The sequence below is a fragment of the Shewanella sp. ALD9 genome (assembly GCF_002836315.1).
In the GTDB taxonomy this organism is placed as follows: domain Bacteria; phylum Pseudomonadota; class Gammaproteobacteria; order Enterobacterales; family Shewanellaceae; genus Shewanella.
This window is the reverse complement of record NZ_PJCD01000002.1, coordinates 295212-311503: the sequence shown is the minus strand read 5'-3', so window position 1 is coordinate 311503 and position 16292 is coordinate 295212. Positions and strand designations below refer to the sequence as shown.

Genomic DNA, 16292 nt, shown 5'->3' with positions numbered 1-16292 from the left:
CAGATTATTATTTACTTTGGAGAAAGCAATGCCTTTATTAGACAGTTTTACCGTAGATCATACACGTATGAATGCTCCAGCGGTTCGCGTTGCCAAGCACATGAGCACCCCTAGTGGCGATGCCATTACGGTATTCGATTTACGTTTCTGTGCACCCAATAAAGATATCCTCAGCGAACGTGGCATCCATACACTTGAACATTTGTTTGCAGGTTTTATGCGTGAACATCTAAACGGTGATGGTATAGAGATTATTGATATTTCTCCGATGGGATGCCGTACCGGTTTTTACATGAGCTTAATTGGTCAACCGACAGAGAGTAAAGTTGCAGACTCCTGGCTAGCGGCAATGGTTGATGTAACCAATGTGATTGATCAGAAAGATATTCCTGAGTTAAATGAATATCAATGTGGTACTTACGAAATGCATTCATTAGAACAAGCGCAAGATATTGCTCGGATGATCATTGCTGCAGGCGTGAGCGTCAACCAAAACGATGATTTGAAACTGAGTGACGAAATTTTAGGGAATCTTTAATCTAATCGATTAACTGATATCTTGATAAAAAAGCGGCTTTAGCCGCTTTTTTTTGCGAAGCAACGATTAATATGTCGAGTAAACGTTAACAGTACGCTATTTTTATGTAACTGAAACCGTTATTGTAATGAACGATTTTTACTAAGTGATTCGCCATTTTAGCGATTTTTTGCGTGAACAGACACATATACGGAGATTAATATGTCTAACCACCCATTTAGCCTGTCAGTGATAGCAGCCGCAGTGCTTTATGTTTGCCATTCTACCAATGCCGTTGCAGAAACGGTGACCGAGTCTATTGATAACCTTAATAATCAACTCGATTTACAACAGTTATCGATAAGCCAATTTCATTATCGCCAAAGTGATATTGCACTAGGGTTGACGGGCGCGACAGTGTTACCTACCGGACCACATCAGGATGTGACGATCACACATGCAGGTGCCACTGACGGTGTTGCCATTTTACAAGATGGTATATTCTTTTCTCCAGCGCCGTATTCTGGACAACATTTAGTATTGCAGCCCAATTTATTGCACCAGCAAAAAGTGTCTTTTTCGAGCATGACCAGTGTGACTGAAAGTTCAGAAGCTGCTTTTGGTAAGCTTGATTATGAGTCTGTACAAATTAGTCCGCAAAAATATGCAACCGATATCAACGTTGAAGGCAGTAACAATAATGCCATCAATGGTGGGGTTGTGCTAAGTGGTACTTCGAAGCAAAATGGCATGTTATTAGCCGTGGATTATCAATCTGCAGCTGACGATGTGGGTTATCGTATCGCCCGAGATGCCGACACGACACAAAAAGATATTCTGTTCAAAATCGCTGCCGATAGTTTACCCGGAGCGCGCAATGAACAAATGACCGAATTTAGTTATCAGTACTCATCGCAAGAAGCTGACCGCGGAACGTTGGGGTTAACCAGTGTTGATTTTTCGGTAAATCCGACTCAATTATATTCAGCAGCCAGCACCGACAATACTGAAGGCGAGCGTCAACGCTACGTGTTAGCACATAAGCTAATCATGTCATCCACTTCGACGATGGCTACCGACTTTTATTATCAAACCTATTCACAACAATCTCAAGCAATGCAATTTGTTGATGGCGAACAAATTAATAGAGCGTTGCTGTCTCGTATTGCCATGTTTGAAGCAACACCTACCGCTGATGGGATGAACTTAGGATCGTTAACCCAAAATAACGATTTTGCTGGGTTTGGTATGCAAACTAAAGGTGTCAGCATGTACGGTCAGCATCAGGTGACTTATAGTGCGCGCTACCATACAGATAAAGCTGAAATGCGTTTAGGTCAACGTGATTGGTCTTGGAACAATGATTTATCACTGACGCCGACAACAGATGATGAATATGCACTGACGTATACTGATGATGCTTCGGCATTTTCATCAGCGGTAGACACTAAGTTAAATTATGGTCAGTGGTCTATTAATCTCGGTTTAGGTTATGAGCATGTCAGCGTTTCTCGTGAGCTTGGTGATGTAAATACGAGCCTTAATGCGGCAGACTTTTCTGATGATGGCTGGTCGCCTTCTATTGAAGTAGCTTATCAGAGTGGGCCGTGGTTAGCCGCGTTACAAGCTAAGCAAGCTTGGACAGCCGCTTCAGCCGGCAATATTGAGCAAACGGCGCAAGAAGCGCTGCAATATCAATTAGCATTAAGCTACCAACAAGATGCTTTATCGATTGCCATGACGGCTTATATGCATGATTACGATAACCAACATGTAAGCTGTATGCAGGGCATGATATGTGATTATGAACAAATATCATTACAAGAGAATATTAAGGATGTCTCTGTTGTCGGCGCAGATTTGAGCATAGCGTATGGACTAACATTTGATCACTTTTCAATTCCATTCAAAGCCAAATACCAATATACCCAAGCAGAAACAGACAGTGCTAATTGCAATGAATTGATGGCATGTTTTGCTGCCAATAGCCAACTACCTTGGGTGCCAGAACAACAACTGGCGTTAAGTTCTGGTGTTGTTTATGGTGATATGTCCGTTATGGCGCAAGCTTTGTATCAATCTGAGTTAGGTTATCAAGGTGGGTTCACCAATGAACGTGCTATTGATAGTCAGTGGAAGGTTGATATCGCTGCAACTTACCGTTTGACTGAGCAGCACGAGTTGTATTTACGTGTAGAGAATTTGTTAGACGAAGAGTTAGTGGCAAATAGCACCGCAATGGGATTTCAAGCACAATCTGAAATGACTACGTACTTTGGTTACCAAGGCCATTTCTAAGTGGTTTTTTCCAGACATAGGCAGTGTTGAACACTATTTGAACGCTGCTTGCTGTGCCTTTTATTCCCAAATACTAATACTGCTCAAGTGATGACTCATTTGGGCGGTGTTATTTGAGGCGCAACTGTTCTTGTAAACAAACAACTAAAATTATTTCTTTAAAAATTAATGCTATATTTTTTTTAAATCAGAATTCAGCAGATAACATTCACTCCTAGGTTCTAATTTAATTAGTCTGATCTAAAAGCCACCGATTGTGTTAGGTATTGGTTTGAAAACACCTATAATTTTCGTGGCGATAGTCTCATATTTGCGGTAAAATGCGCGCGACCAGCGTGATTATGATCGCATTTTCGAGTTAAATCTGCGCTAGCTCAAATGGCAAGTGTTTGTTAACACTTTGTTTTTGTAGCGGAACGTGGCGCATTGTCTTTCCTTCAAACGTAGTGCTTGTGGATATGATTACAATTAAGAAAGGATTGGAACTGCCTATAGCAGGCGGACCAGAGCAAGTTATCCATAATGGCCCAGCCATTAGACACGTAGCGACTTTGGGTGAAGAGTATATTGGCTTACGTCCAACGATGAAAATCAAAGTGGGCGACAAAGTACAAAAAGGCCAAGTTCTTTTTGAAGATAAAAAGAATTTAGGCGTTAAATATACGGCTTTAGCCAGTGGTACTATTTTAGAAATCAACCGAGGTGCAAGACGTGTACTTCAGTCAGTTGTTATTGCTGTGGAAGGTGACGATAGCGTTGCTTTTGCTCAATACGATGCTGATAAGTTAGACACGTTAGACGCACAAGTTGTTCGTGATAATCTGATTGATTCAGGTTTATGGACTGCTTTGCGTACACGCCCTTTCAGTAAAGTGCCAGCTGTAGATGCTACTGCTGCGGGTATTTTTGTGACTGCAATTGATACTCAACCTCTTGCTGCCGATCCTGTGGTAGTCATAGCTCAACATAAAGAAGATTTTGCAAATGGCCTAAAGGTCCTAGCACGATTAACTGAAGGTAAAGTTTACCTATGTAAAGCTCAAGGTGCCGATATCCCTGCAGCTAATGCCCAAGTTCAAGAGTTTGCGGGTAAACACCCAGCAGGTCTTGCAGGTACGCATATTCACAACGTTCTACCAGCTTCTGCAACACGTACTGTTTGGCATATTGGCTATCAGGATGTGATTGCTTTTGGTCAACTGTTCACTCAAGGTGTGTTAAACACTGAACGTGTGGTTGCTATTGGTGGTCCTAAAGCGAAAAACCCTCGTCTAGTTCGTACCGTTTTAGGTGCTAGCATGACTGAACTGACTGCTGATGAAACAGTTGGTGATGGTGTTCGTGTGATTTCGGGTTCAGTGTTAAGCGGCCGTACTGCGGTAGGACCTCAAGCTTATTTGGGGCGTTATCATCAGCAGGTGAGTGTACTGGAAGAAGGTGATGAAAAAGAATTATTTGGTTGGGCTATGCCTGGTGCTGACAAATTCTCTATTACACGTGCATTCCTAGGCCATTTAAGCCCATCGCGTCTATTTAATATGACCACTAGTACTGGCGGTTCAGACCGTGCAATGGTACCTATTGGTAACTATGAACGCGTGATGCCTCTAGACATTCTACCTACTATGCTACTTCGTGATTTACTCTCTGGCGACTTTGATGGCGCAGTCCGTTTAGGCGCATTAGAGTTAGATGAAGAAGATTTGGCATTGTGTACGTTCGTATGTCCAGGTAAGTATGACTATGGTTCATATTTACGTGATTGTTTAGATACGATCGAGAGGGAAGGCTAATGAGTTTGAAAGATTTTATCGAACGTATTGAGCCGCAATTTGAAAAAGGCGGCAAGTACGAAAAGTGGTATGCCCTTTACGAAGCGGCAGCCACAGTATTTTATACTCCAGGTAAAGTGAACAAAGGGGCAACCCACGTTCGCGATAATGTCGACCTAAAACGTATTATGATTACGGTTTGGGCATGTACATTCCCAGCAATGTTTTTTGGTATGTACAACGTAGGTTTACAGGCTCAAGTAGCGATGGTGGCCGGTTTCGGTACACCAGATGTTTGGCAAGTAGGCTTATTTGAATTATTTGGCGCTCAACTCTCTGCAGACTCGGGCATTACGTCTCTGATGTTCTATGGTGCGTGTTTCTTCTTACCTATCTATGCAGTGACTTTCATTGTTGGTGGTTTTTGGGAAGTACTCTTTGCGTCAGTGCGTGGCCATGAAATTAACGAAGGTTTCTTCGTTACTTCAGTGCTATTTGCATTAACTCTACCGCCAACAATTCCTTTATGGATGGTCGCTTTAGGTATTACCTTTGGTGTGGTTGTAGCAAAAGAAATCTTCGGTGGCACAGGGCGTAACTTCTTAAACCCTGCATTAGCTGGTCGAGCTTTCTTGTACTTTGCTTACCCATTAAGCATGTCTGGCGATACCACGTGGGTTGTTGCTGACGGTTATTCTGGGGCAACGGCCTTAAGCCAAGCAGCGCAAGGTACATTTGACTACGCCTCAACGGCTAACTGGATTGACTCATTTATGGGCTTCATTCCAGGTTCTGTTGGTGAAGTGTCTACCTTTGCTATCTTGCTAGGTGGTCTAGTTATCATTTACGCCCGTATTGCCTCTTGGCGAATCGTTAGTGGTGTTTTCTTAGGTATGGTCGCTATTGCGACGTTGCTTAATATGATAGGTAGCGACACCAACCCGATGTTTGCAATGCCTTGGTATTGGCACTTAGTGTTAGGTGGATTTGCATTCGGTATGATGTTTATGGCGACAGACCCGGTTTCTGCGTCGTTTACCAATACTGCAAAGTGGGCATACGGTTTCCTCATTGGTGCAATGGTGGTGTTTATCCGTGTGGTTAACCCTGCATTCCCAGAAGGTATTATGTTAGCTATTTTGTTTGCTAACCTATTTGCTCCATTATTTGACCACTTTGTCGTACAGTCAAATATCAAGCGGAGGATTGCTCGTGGCTAGTAATAAAGATTCGTTCGGTAGAACGCTATTTGTTGTTGTCGGCTTATGTCTTGTTTGTTCAGTACTGGTTTCGACTGCTGCCGTGGTGTTAAAGCCTATTCAGCAAGAAAATAAGTTACTCGATAAGCAAAAGTATATTCTTGAAGCGGCGAGCCTGATAAACACCAAAGAAGGCAAAGTCACAAAGAAAGAAATTCTAAGCAAGTATGAGCAATATGTTGATGCTCGCTTAGTTGACCTTAAAACCGGTGAGTTTGTTGAGGGTAATGCTAACCTTTACGATCAACGCAAAGCGTCTCGTGATACTGACACTTCGTCAGTGCCAGAAAACGATATTGCTTCGATCAAACGTGTTGCAGATACCGCCGTTGTATACCTTGTTCATAATGATGAAGGTAAACTGACTAGCGTCATTCTTCCTATTCACGGCTATGGTTTGTGGTCAACGATGTATGCACTTTTGGCACTTGAGGCTGACTTAAACACAGTTCAAGGACTTGTTTACTATGACCAAGGTGAAACACCTGGTTTGGGTGGCGAAGTTGAAAATCCAAAATGGAAAGCATTGTGGAAAGGTAAAAAGTTATTTGATGAGCAAGGTAACTTGGCCATTAGTGTAACTAAAAACCCTACAGTGGCTAGTTCTGTTCATGGTGTCGATGCTCTTTCAGGTGCAACACTTACCAGTAACGGTGTACAACACTCATTGACGTTTTGGTTAGGTAAAGAAGGCTTCGCAAACTTTATCGCTAAAGCACGCAACGGAGGGTTAAGCTAATGGCTGACGTTAAAGAACTTAAACAGGTTCTGACCGGACCGATTATCAATAATAACCCAATTGCATTGCAAATTTTGGGTGTGTGTAGTGCTCTTGCTGTCACTAGTAAATTAGAAACAGCATTAGTAATGACGATTGCATTAACTGCGGTAACAGCGTTTTCTAACCTGTTTATCTCACTTATTCGTAACCACATTCCAAGCAGTGTGCGTATTATTGTACAGATGACCATTATCGCTTCATTAGTGATTGTAGTTGACCAAGTATTACAAGCTTATGCTTATGCCATTTCTAAACAGTTATCGGTATTCGTAGGGTTGATTATTACTAACTGTATTGTAATGGGTCGTGCTGAAGCTTACGCAATGAAAACCCCTCCAATGATGAGCTTTATGGATGGTATCGGTAACGGTTTAGGTTACGGTGCAATTCTATTGTCTGTTGGCGTTGTGCGTGAACTATTTGGTAATGGTTCATTATTTGGCGTAGAAATCCTCAGCAAAATCTCTGACGGCGGTTGGTATCAGCCTAACGGTTTATTACTACTGCCACCGAGTGCATTCTTCTTGATCGGTGGTCTGATCTGGTTGATCCGTACGTATAAGCCAGAGCAAGTTGAAGCAAAAGGGTAAACGCAATGGAACATTATATTAGTTTATTAATTCGCTCCGTTTTCATTGAAAACATGGCGCTAGCGTTCTTCTTGGGTATGTGTACTTTCTTAGCTGTATCAAAGAAAATCACTACTGCAATGGGCCTAGGTGTTGCAGTTATCGTGGTACTGGCTATTTCGGTTCCTGCTAACCAAATTATTTATCAAGGTTTATTAGCTCCAGGCGCATTAGCTTGGGCTGGTTTTCCTGATGCTGATTTGAGCTTCTTGAAGTTCATCACCTTTATCGGTGTGATTGCAGCACTTGTACAAATTTTGGAAATGGCTTTAGACAAGTACTTTCCACCTTTGTACAACGCGTTGGGTATTTTCTTACCTTTGATTACTGTGAACTGTGCGATTTTTGGTGCAGTATCTTTCATGGTTGAGCGTGATTATAACCTTGGCGAGAGCGTAGTATTTGGTATTGGCTCTGGTATTGGTTGGGCGTTAGCAATTGTATTGTTAGCCGGTATCCGCGAAAAGATGAAGTATTCTGACGTGCCAAATGGCTTACGTGGCTTAGGTATTACCTTTGTTTCTGCAGGTCTTATGGCTCTAGGTTTCATGTCATTCTCAGGTGTTTCTCTTTAAGAGACCTTGAGAAGACGCATTAATTTGAACCTTTAAGGATAAGTGAATGGGTATTCTTGAATCTACTCCGCTAGATGTCTATCTAGGTGTGAGTATGTTTACTGTGATTGTCTTGGTTTTGGTGTTAGTGATTTTATTTGCTAAATCAAAACTAGTGGCAAGCGGTGATATCATGATTGGTATTAACGGCGACGCAGATAAAGCAATTAAAACAGGTGCTGGTGGCAAACTACTTAGTGTTTTAGCTGACAACGGTATCTTTGTATCGAGTGCGTGTGGCGGTGGTGGCTCATGTGGCCAGTGTCGTGTACACATTAAGTCTGGTGGTGGTGATATTCTACCTACTGAGCTTGATCACATTAGTAAAGGCGAAGCACGTCAGGGTTGTCGTTTATCTTGTCAGGTAAATGTAAAAACTGACATGGAAATCGAACTTGATGAAGAAATTTTCGGCATCAAGAAATGGGAATGTGCGGTTCTATCTAACGATAACAAAGCGACGTTCATTAAAGAACTTAAGCTGCAAATTCCTGACGGCGAATCTGTGCCTTTCCGTGCCGGTGGTTATATTCAGATTGAAGCTCCTGCTCATCATGTTAAATATGCTGAGTTTGAAGTGCCTGATAAATATCGTGGCGACTGGGAACACTTTGGTTTCTTCAAGTTAGAGTCAAAAGTAGACGAAGAAACCATTCGTGCCTACTCAATGGCTAACTACCCAGAAGAGTTCGGTATTATTATGTTGAATGTGCGTATTGCTACGCCACCGCCACGTAATTTAACCTTGCCTTGCGGTAAAATGTCTTCGTACATTTGGAGCTTAAAAGCCGGTGATAAAGTGACAATTTCTGGTCCATTTGGTGAGTTTTTTGCTAAAGACACCGAAGCAGAAATGGTATTCATTGGTGGTGGTGCTGGTATGGCCCCAATGCGCTCACACATTTTTGACCAATTAAAGCGTCTTAAATCTAAGCGTAAAATGAGCTTCTGGTACGGTGCGCGTTCGCAACGTGAAATGTTCTATGTTGAAGATTTTGACGGCTTAGCGGCTGAAAATGAAAACTTCAAATGGCACGTGGCGTTATCAGATCCGCAAGCTGAAGATAACTGGACTGGTTATACCGGTTTCATTCATAACGTATTGTATGAAAACTACTTACGTGACCATGATGCGCCAGAAGATTGTGAGTTCTACATGTGTGGACCTCCAATGATGAACGCAGCAGTTATTGGTATGCTAAAAGATTTAGGTGTCGAAGACGAAAACATCTTACTAGATGATTTCGGTGGTTAATGAGTTAATCCATAACATCGACATGTAAGTCATGAGATTGCAGCAGTGCAGACAGGGTGGTTAAACACTGGTCTTGCACGCTGCAATTTTTTTGTTTATTTATTACAAGTGTAAATTTGACATGACTGTAAATTCAATCAAGTTATTGCTATTGCCGGCGTTATTGCTATTGGTGAGTGCTTGCAGTTCACCAGAGCCCATTATTTCATTATCTGGTAGTACGATGGGGACCACTTATCACATTAAAGTAGTCAACAATGACCGCTTGCCAGAACCGCAGTTACTGCAAGCTGAAATTGATATGGCATTGGAAGTGGTAAATGATCAAATGTCGACTTATCGTTCGGACTCAGAACTGTCTAAGTTCAATCAATTACAAGTTCAACAAAGCGTTAAAGTATCCGCTGATACCATTAAGGTTATCGAAGAAGGTATGCGTCTTTATCAAGAGACTGATGGGGCGTTAGATATCACCTTAGGGCCAGTGGTTAATTTGTGGGGCTTTGGTCCCGATAAACGACCTACAACCATCCCGACGCAAGCTCAAATCGATAATGCTAAAGCTAAAATGGGCATCAAGGAACTGTCGATAAAAGGCTTAACATTAACTAAGCATAATGCAGACCTGTATGTTGATTTATCTTCAATAGCAAAAGGTTTTGGTGTCGATAAAATTGCCGCGCTATTAGACAAATATCATGTGTCTGGTTATTTAGTCGAAATAGGTGGTGAGCTTAATGTTAAAGGTACTAAAGCCGATAAAACCCCATGGCGAGTGGCTGTTGAGCAACCTACGAGTGAAGGGCAAGCCGTTCAGCAAGTGATTGAACCTGGCACCATGTCATTAGCAACATCGGGTGATTACCGTAACTTTTATCAAGAGAATGGCGAACGTTTTTCACATTTAATCGATCCTCGTAACGGTTATCCTATTAAGCATCAACTTGCCTCTGCAACCGTGTTACACTCAAGTTGTATGACCGCAGATGGATATGCCACCGCTATGATGGTGTTAGGTACTGAGGCTTCATTGGCACTTGCTAAAGAGAAAAATTTAGCAATAATGTTGATTGAGAAGCAAGAACAGGGTTATCAGGTCTATTACAGCGATGCGTTTAAATCGTATGTTAAGTAGGTTCTTTATTTTAAACTGATTGATTAAAAAAGTATTATACCCTTATCTGAATGAGTAATTGGAGTTTGTAATGAGTACATTTATAGCAGCATTTGTAGTGTTATTATTGTTCTTTTTGTTAATGTCTATCGGCTATATCGTAAAGAAGAAAGCGGTAGAAGGTAGTTGTGGTGGTTTAGGTGTTTTAGGAATTGAAAAAGCGTGTGACTGTGATGATCCATGTGACAAACGTAAACGCCGTATGGAAAAAGAGCAAGCTCGCAATGAGTTGCTAAATCAAAATCGAATTATTTAACACCGTTAATTGCCTAAAGCTTAAGTTAATAAACTCATGCTTTGTAAAGAGCCTTCATTTTGAAGGCTTTTTTTATGTTTATGTATTGCTAACGAGTTACAAAGCTTAGTTATAATGATAATGGTTATCAATTGTAAGTGTGTGAAAATAAAGGAAAATTTGCAATTACCCCTATAGTGTTTTATCCTGTTTGTAATTGATCGAGATCACATTATTTATCGAGGGACATTACTATGAAAGGTCATCCTAAAGTCATCAGCCAACTCAATCGTGTACTTACCTGTGAGCTGACCGCCATTAACCAATACTTTTTACATGCTCGCATGTTTAAGCATTGGGGATTGGAAAAGCTTAATGAGAAAGAGTATAAAAAATCGATTGAAGACATGAAGCATGCTGACAAGCTGATTGAACGTGTATTGTTTCTTGAAGGTTTACCTAACCTACAACAGTTAGATAAATTGCGCATTGGTGAACATGCTGAAGAAATGCTTAGCTGTGATCTAACTGCAATTACGGAACAAATTGCCATTTTGCGTGAAGCCATTAAGGTATGCGAAACTCAGCAAGATTATGTTAGCCGCGATTTATTTGAAGATTTACTCGAAGACGAAGAAGAACATCTAGATTGGATTGAGTCGCAGCAAGAGCTAATCAATCAAACCGGTATTCAAAATTATCTTCAATCACAAATTAACGACTAATAGGAAATTATCATGAAAGGCCATCCAGAAGTCATCGACGCTTTAAATAGTTTATTAACCGGCGAATTGTCTGCCATGGATCAATATTTTGTCCATGCTCACATGTATGAAGACTGGGGGTTCAATGAACTGTATACCCGTATTCTGCATGAGTCAGACGACGAGAAGTTGCATGCAGCTAAATTAGTTCAACGCATTTTGTTTTTAGAAGGCACTCCAGATGTTGGCAGCCGTGAAGCGCTGAATATTGGTAAAGATGTGCAAGAAATGCTGAGAAATGATCTTGCATACGAATATCATGTAGCTGATCATTTGCGTAAAGTTATCGCGCTATGTGAAGAAAAAGCTGATTACCAAAGCCGTGAAATTTTAGAAGTGTTATTAGATGACACTGAATCTGACCACATGTACTGGTTAGAAAAGCAACTCGGTCTAATCGAACGTATTGGTTTACAAAACTATTTACAGACCAAAATGTAATGTCTTAATTGCTATGTTACATGTTAATAAAGCCCAACTGCGTTTGGGCTTTTTTGTATCCTTAAGAGAATGATTGAATACTGTTTATATGTACAGTATCATGGTTTTAATTGAGATAATGATGATGGTTATAGAATGCGTAAAATCATTCACATCGATATGGATTGTTATTTTGCTGCGGTAGAAATGCGTGATTTTCCTGAGTTAAGAGGAAAGCCCATTGCTGTTGGCGGCAGAAGTGATCGCCGTGGTGTGATAAGTACTTGCAGTTATGAAGCCCGCAAATTTGGGGTGCGAAGTGCTATGTCCAGTTATCATGCGTTGCAGTTATGTCCGCAGTTAATTTTAGTGCCTGGACGCATGGAGGTGTATAAATCTGTGTCACTCCAAATACGTGAGATTTTTCATCGATACACTGATCTTGTCGAACCATTGTCTTTAGACGAAGCTTATCTTGATGTCACAGATTGCGATGCTCATCAAGGCAGTGCGACATTAATTGCCAAAGCGATACGTGATGACATTTATGAGGTCACTGGATTAACGGCTTCAGCAGGTATTGCACCCATTAAGTTTTTAGCCAAAATTGCATCCGATTTAAATAAGCCTAATGGACAATATGTTATCACCCCAAATCAAATTGCTGATTTTGTAAAAGACCTACCTCTGAGTAAAATTCCTGGCGTCGGTAAAGTCACTTCAAAAAAGTTAGCCGATATTGGCTTAACCACTTGTTATGACGTGCAACAATACCCTAAAGTGCAATTAATTGAGGCCTTTGGTAAGTTTGGCCATGTGTTGGCTGAGCGTGCACAAGGTATCGATTCAAGGCAAATTAGCCCGCACCGAGTGCGTAAGTCCGTAGGGGTTGAAACCACGTTAGCCAAAGACATTTTTACGTTAGAGCAATGTCATCAAGTATTACCACAGCTTATTCAAGAGCTGAGTGCTCGGGTTCATCGGAGTGCGAAAGATAGACAGATCCATAAGCAGGTTGTAAAACTGAAATTTAATGATTTTAAGCAGACCACCATCGAGCATCGCAGTGATGAGATTTCAATTAACCTGTTTCATGAATTATTACTGCAAGCATTACAACGAAGCCAAGGGCGAGGGATTCGGTTACTCGGTGTGAGCGTTGGCCTAGCGGATGTGACGTTGGTTTCTTCCGAGAATAGTGCCGATCAAATTACTCAACTCGATTTACAATTTTAGGCGCCCATTTTATAACGGAAACCATAGAGAGCAAAAAGGCGACATTGCTGTCGCCTTTGATTTATAGCTTATCCGCCAATTATAACCTTGGCCATAATCACTTGATTGATTACGCCTCTTTAGCAGGAATACGCTCTAATACAGCAAGCAGTAATTCCCAATATTGACCAACCGTGGTGATGTTAACCATTTCATCTGGGCTGTGCGGATAGCGAATCGTCGGACCAATCGATACCATGTCCATATGTGGATAAGGTTCTTTAAATAAACCACATTCAAGACCCGCATGAATAACCATCACAGTAGGATCTTTTTTATAAATATCGTTATAGGTGTCACGCACAATTGCCATAACAGATGAGCTAGTGTCTGGTTTCCAACCTGGATAAGCACCGCTTAAATCAATGCTAGCACCCGATAGATTTGATAGTGCGGTTAGCATACCGGTGACTTCTTCACGCCCCGAATCGATTAATGAACGAATAAGGCATAATATTTCTACGCTTTCATCTTCAGTACTGATCACGCCTATATTTAGTGATGTTTCAGTCACACCCTCCACTTCATCACTCATGCGCATTACGCCGTTAGGGCAAGCATGTAATAAGTCGATTAAGGTATTTTGCGCTTCTTCGCCCATGACTTTTGTTGGTGCATCAATAGCGGCTAATGTGAGTAACATCGATGGGTCAGCTACGGCTAACTCTTCACGCACTAACGCTTGGAATGACTCAATAGCTTGTTTTAATGCTTCAACATTTTCAGCTGGCAACATCAATTGAACGTTAGCTTCACGTGGAATAGCATTACGCAGCGAACCACCACTAAAGCTGACCAGCTCTAGGGCTAATTCGTCACTGTATTTAAACAAAAATCGCGCTAATAACTTGTTAGCGTTACCACGACCAAGATGAATATTGACACCAGAATGGCCGCCTTTTAAACCCGACATAGTCAGTGAAAAGCTGGCGTTGCTTTGTTCTGGTGCTTGCCAAGACATTGGTATACTTATCTGTGCATCAACACCGCCGGCGCAACCCATGTAGATTTCACCTTCTTGCTCTGAATCAGTATTAATTAAAATTTCAGCATCAAGGTAACCGGCTTCTAAACCAAAGGCGCCAGTCATGCCGGCTTCTTCATCAATGGTGAGCAGCACTTCGAGTGGCCCGTGCTTAATGTCTTTACTGCCTAAAACGGCCAGCGCCGAAGACATACCAATACCGTTATCTGAACCTAAGGTTGTGCCTTTGGCTTTAACCCAATCACCGTCTACATAGGCTTCTATCGGATCGGTTTCAAAGTTATGTACTTTGTCGGCATTTTTTTGCGGCACCATATCAATGTGCGCTTGTAACACTACTATTTTGCAGTTTTCCATTCCTGCAGTAGCAGGCTTACGGATGATTAAATTACCCACTTTGTCTTCAACAACCGCAAGGCCTTGAGCTTTTGCCCATTGTTGAATATGTTGTGATAACGCATGTTCATGTTTTGATGGATGTGGAATAGCACAAATTTGTTCAAACCATTGCCATAGAGGCTGAGGATATAATTGAGTTAATGCAGTCACGAAACGCCCTCTAAGATGAAATCAAGTCGATATACGACACAAAATATTACTGCCACTATTTTAACATATTCTGCGCAGTTACTTGATATTGCGATAGCGATTTGCCAAGGTTTAGTCCACAAATCTGTAAATAATTATGAACCCACTAATTTATCTATATTCCTAAAGAGTAAGGATCTTGTATGACCCAAGTGAATAAAGCGGTTACCGCGTTCCAAGTGCCAATTATTGATGTCACAAGTGATGAGGCTATTTTTGAAGGCGAAGGTTGGGACGCTGTTGTTGTGATAGCGACGAGTTTAGCTGAGATCAAACAAGATGAAGTGAGTTTGCTTGCTGCACACGCTAGTCAAATAGATTTCCGTGTCGGTAAAAGTGCCACGCTCCTTTTTGCGCCAGGGTTAGCCGGTGGTCGTTTGATTATCTCCCCAGTGACAGATAGCGACAATGAGTATAGCGATGTCAGGATTTTTGCCAAAGCCGCTCGAGAAGGTATTGCCATTGCTAAAGCCGCAGGTGCCACTAAACCTTTACTTGTTGTTCCAAGGGTAACTGACAATCGCTTTGCCAATGCAGAACAAGTTGCCGCACTGGCGTGTGGACAAGAGCTTTGGCAACCGTTAGAGGCGCGAGAAGCAAAGTCTTTGCAACCGAGTTTAGAGGCTATTGGATTATTGAATACCGCCGCGCACAGTAGGTTAATTAATGCGGCAGAATCTGGACGAGTATTGGCGCGCGATCTTTGTGGTACAGAACCTGAGCGTATGTCGGCTATTGGGTTTGCACAATATTGTGTTGATGCTTTTGCTGATAGCGGTTTGGCTGTATCTGTGGTTGATCAAGTCGAGCAGTTAAAAGCGCAATACCCATTACTCAGTGCGGTGGGCAGAAGCTCTTTTGATGTTGCACGTCATCATCCTCGAGTGGTAAAGCTTGAATATGTTGGTGAAGGCCCTATTACAAAAACCTTATTCTTTGCTGGCAAAGGTGTTGTTTACGACACAGGCGGCGCTGATATTAAAGTTGCAGGTTCTATGGCTGGTATGAGCCGTGATAAAGGTGGCGCGGCAGCAGTTGCCGGTTTAATGAAAGCACTATCAATACTGAAACCTAAAGGTATTAAAGTCATTGCTGAACTCGGATTAGTAAGAAACAGTATTGGCAGTGATGCATTTGTCACCGATGAGATCATTACTAGCCACGCAGGTGTGCGAGTCCGTATTGGTAATACTGATGCAGAAGGTCGCTTAGTATTGGCTGACTTATTATCGCATTTGCGAATACAGGCTCAAACCGCAGTGAATCCACAATTATTTTCGGTGGCGACGTTAACTGGTCATGTTGTGCGAGCCTACGGTGGTTACCCTGCATTAGTTGAAAATAGCGCGGCTAAAAAGCAAGGGGTTGCAGCAACACTCGCTGAAGTGGGTCAGTTATGCGGTGAACCATTTGAGGTTTCACGATTACGTCCAGAAGACTTTGATAAAGTTGCCGATAAAAATGGCGCTGCAGATGTGGTGTCATCGAATAATGGTCCGTCTTCAATTACGGCTCGTGGGCATCAATATCCTGCCGCTTTCTTGATAAAAGCCTCTGGATTAGCTCAAACAGAGCTGGCATTTACCCATATTGATATTGCAGGTAGTGCGGTGGAGGGCGATCCTCTGTATGGAAAGCCAACTGCAAGCCCTTTGGTTGCTTTATTACAGTTTTCAAAGTTGTAGTCATATAATATCTAATTATCTGTTTTATATTGATTTTATTT

15 protein-coding genes are annotated in these 16292 nt (G+C 41.8%); 14 read left to right on the top strand and 1 reads right to left on the bottom strand.

The features are described 5' to 3' along the window. The first annotated feature begins 28 nt into the window (after positions 1-28). From luxS to dinB, 13 genes are all read left to right on the top strand, one after another. Positions 29-538, top strand: a complete 510-nt coding sequence (gene luxS, locus CXF88_RS04845; protein WP_011636421.1) for an S-ribosylhomocysteine lyase — start codon at positions 29-31, stop codon at positions 536-538. A gap of 201 nt (positions 539-739) precedes the next feature. After that, the gene (locus CXF88_RS04840) at positions 740-2815 is read left to right on the top strand and encodes a TonB-dependent receptor (RefSeq protein WP_101085800.1); all 2076 of its coding nucleotides are present in this window, start codon (positions 740-742) and stop codon (positions 2813-2815) included. Between the two features lie 458 nt (positions 2816-3273). Beyond that, the gene (locus CXF88_RS04835) at positions 3274-4608 is read left to right on the top strand and encodes a Na(+)-translocating NADH-quinone reductase subunit A (RefSeq protein WP_101086299.1); all 1335 of its coding nucleotides are present in this window, start codon (positions 3274-3276) and stop codon (positions 4606-4608) included. Continuing rightward, complete coding sequence (locus tag CXF88_RS04830; protein ID WP_101085799.1) at positions 4608-5807, top strand: NADH:ubiquinone reductase (Na(+)-transporting) subunit B; 1200 nt, start codon at positions 4608-4610, stop codon at positions 5805-5807. Before CXF88_RS04835 ends, CXF88_RS04830 begins: the two co-directional genes overlap by 1 nt. Continuing rightward, on the top strand, positions 5800-6585 hold the full coding sequence (locus CXF88_RS04825) for a Na(+)-translocating NADH-quinone reductase subunit C (RefSeq protein WP_101085798.1): 786 nt from the start codon (positions 5800-5802) through the stop codon (positions 6583-6585). The genes CXF88_RS04830 and CXF88_RS04825 overlap by 8 nt, the downstream gene beginning before the upstream one ends. Continuing rightward, the gene (locus CXF88_RS04820) at positions 6585-7217 is read left to right on the top strand and encodes an NADH:ubiquinone reductase (Na(+)-transporting) subunit D (protein WP_101085797.1); all 633 of its coding nucleotides are present in this window, start codon (positions 6585-6587) and stop codon (positions 7215-7217) included. The genes CXF88_RS04825 and CXF88_RS04820 overlap by 1 nt, the downstream gene beginning before the upstream one ends. Before the next feature lie 5 nt (positions 7218-7222). Next, entirely contained in the window at positions 7223-7831 is a 609-nt protein-coding gene (gene nqrE / locus CXF88_RS04815; RefSeq protein WP_101085796.1) for an NADH:ubiquinone reductase (Na(+)-transporting) subunit E, read from the top strand. Positions 7832-7877: 46 nt separating this feature from the next. Further along, the gene (nqrF, locus tag CXF88_RS04810; protein ID WP_101085795.1) at positions 7878-9125 is read left to right on the top strand and encodes an NADH:ubiquinone reductase (Na(+)-transporting) subunit F; all 1248 of its coding nucleotides are present in this window, start codon (positions 7878-7880) and stop codon (positions 9123-9125) included. A 121-nt stretch (positions 9126-9246) separates the two neighbouring features. Further along, positions 9247-10260: an FAD:protein FMN transferase gene (locus tag CXF88_RS04805; RefSeq protein ID WP_101085793.1), complete on the top strand. Its 1014-nt coding sequence runs from the start codon at positions 9247-9249 to the stop codon at positions 10258-10260. A 70-nt stretch (positions 10261-10330) separates the two neighbouring features. Further along, on the top strand, positions 10331-10555 hold the full coding sequence (nqrM, locus tag CXF88_RS04800; RefSeq protein WP_011636430.1) for a (Na+)-NQR maturation NqrM: 225 nt from the start codon (positions 10331-10333) through the stop codon (positions 10553-10555). Between the two features lie 233 nt (positions 10556-10788). Continuing rightward, positions 10789-11259 carry a bacterioferritin gene (gene bfr, locus CXF88_RS04795; RefSeq protein WP_101085791.1) on the top strand — a complete coding sequence of 157 codons (471 nt, stop codon included), beginning with the start codon at positions 10789-10791 and terminating at the stop codon, positions 11257-11259. A 12-nt stretch (positions 11260-11271) separates the two neighbouring features. Next, a complete protein-coding gene (gene bfr, locus CXF88_RS04790) occupies positions 11272-11739 on the top strand; it encodes a bacterioferritin (RefSeq protein ID WP_059746496.1) in 468 nt (155 codons plus the stop codon). A gap of 135 nt (positions 11740-11874) precedes the next feature. Next, the gene (dinB, locus tag CXF88_RS04785; RefSeq protein ID WP_101085789.1) at positions 11875-12954 is read left to right on the top strand and encodes a DNA polymerase IV; all 1080 of its coding nucleotides are present in this window, start codon (positions 11875-11877) and stop codon (positions 12952-12954) included. A gap of 109 nt (positions 12955-13063) precedes the next feature. Here dinB and CXF88_RS04780 read toward each other — a convergent pair whose 3' ends face one another. After that, complete coding sequence (locus tag CXF88_RS04780; protein ID WP_101085788.1) at positions 13064-14527, bottom strand: aminoacyl-histidine dipeptidase; 1464 nt, start codon at positions 14525-14527, stop codon at positions 13064-13066. 182 nt (positions 14528-14709) lie between these two features. On the opposite strand from CXF88_RS04780, the gene CXF88_RS04775 reads away from it, so the two are divergent. Further along, positions 14710-16251 (top strand): leucyl aminopeptidase family protein, encoded by a 1542-nt coding sequence (locus CXF88_RS04775; protein ID WP_101085786.1) that lies wholly within the window; start codon positions 14710-14712, stop codon positions 16249-16251. The last annotated feature ends 41 nt before the right edge of the window (positions 16252-16292 follow it).

Coding starts and splice junctions, on each gene's coding strand:
- luxS (WP_011636421.1), top strand. CDS start 29: ATGCCTTTATTAGACAGTTTTACCGTAGATCATACACGTATGAATGCT.
- CXF88_RS04840 (WP_101085800.1), top strand. CDS start 740: ATGTCTAACCACCCATTTAGCCTGTCAGTGATAGCAGCCGCAGTGCTT.
- CXF88_RS04835 (WP_101086299.1), top strand. CDS start 3,274: ATGATTACAATTAAGAAAGGATTGGAACTGCCTATAGCAGGCGGACCA.
- CXF88_RS04830 (WP_101085799.1), top strand. CDS start 4,608: ATGAGTTTGAAAGATTTTATCGAACGTATTGAGCCGCAATTTGAAAAA.
- CXF88_RS04820 (WP_101085797.1), top strand. CDS start 6,585: ATGGCTGACGTTAAAGAACTTAAACAGGTTCTGACCGGACCGATTATC.
- nqrE (WP_101085796.1), top strand. CDS start 7,223: ATGGAACATTATATTAGTTTATTAATTCGCTCCGTTTTCATTGAAAAC.
- nqrF (WP_101085795.1), top strand. CDS start 7,878: ATGGGTATTCTTGAATCTACTCCGCTAGATGTCTATCTAGGTGTGAGT.
- CXF88_RS04805 (WP_101085793.1), top strand. CDS start 9,247: ATGACTGTAAATTCAATCAAGTTATTGCTATTGCCGGCGTTATTGCTA.
- nqrM (WP_011636430.1), top strand. CDS start 10,331: ATGAGTACATTTATAGCAGCATTTGTAGTGTTATTATTGTTCTTTTTG.
- bfr (WP_101085791.1), top strand. CDS start 10,789: ATGAAAGGTCATCCTAAAGTCATCAGCCAACTCAATCGTGTACTTACC.
- bfr (WP_059746496.1), top strand. CDS start 11,272: ATGAAAGGCCATCCAGAAGTCATCGACGCTTTAAATAGTTTATTAACC.
- dinB (WP_101085789.1), top strand. CDS start 11,875: ATGCGTAAAATCATTCACATCGATATGGATTGTTATTTTGCTGCGGTA.
- CXF88_RS04775 (WP_101085786.1), top strand. CDS start 14,710: ATGACCCAAGTGAATAAAGCGGTTACCGCGTTCCAAGTGCCAATTATT.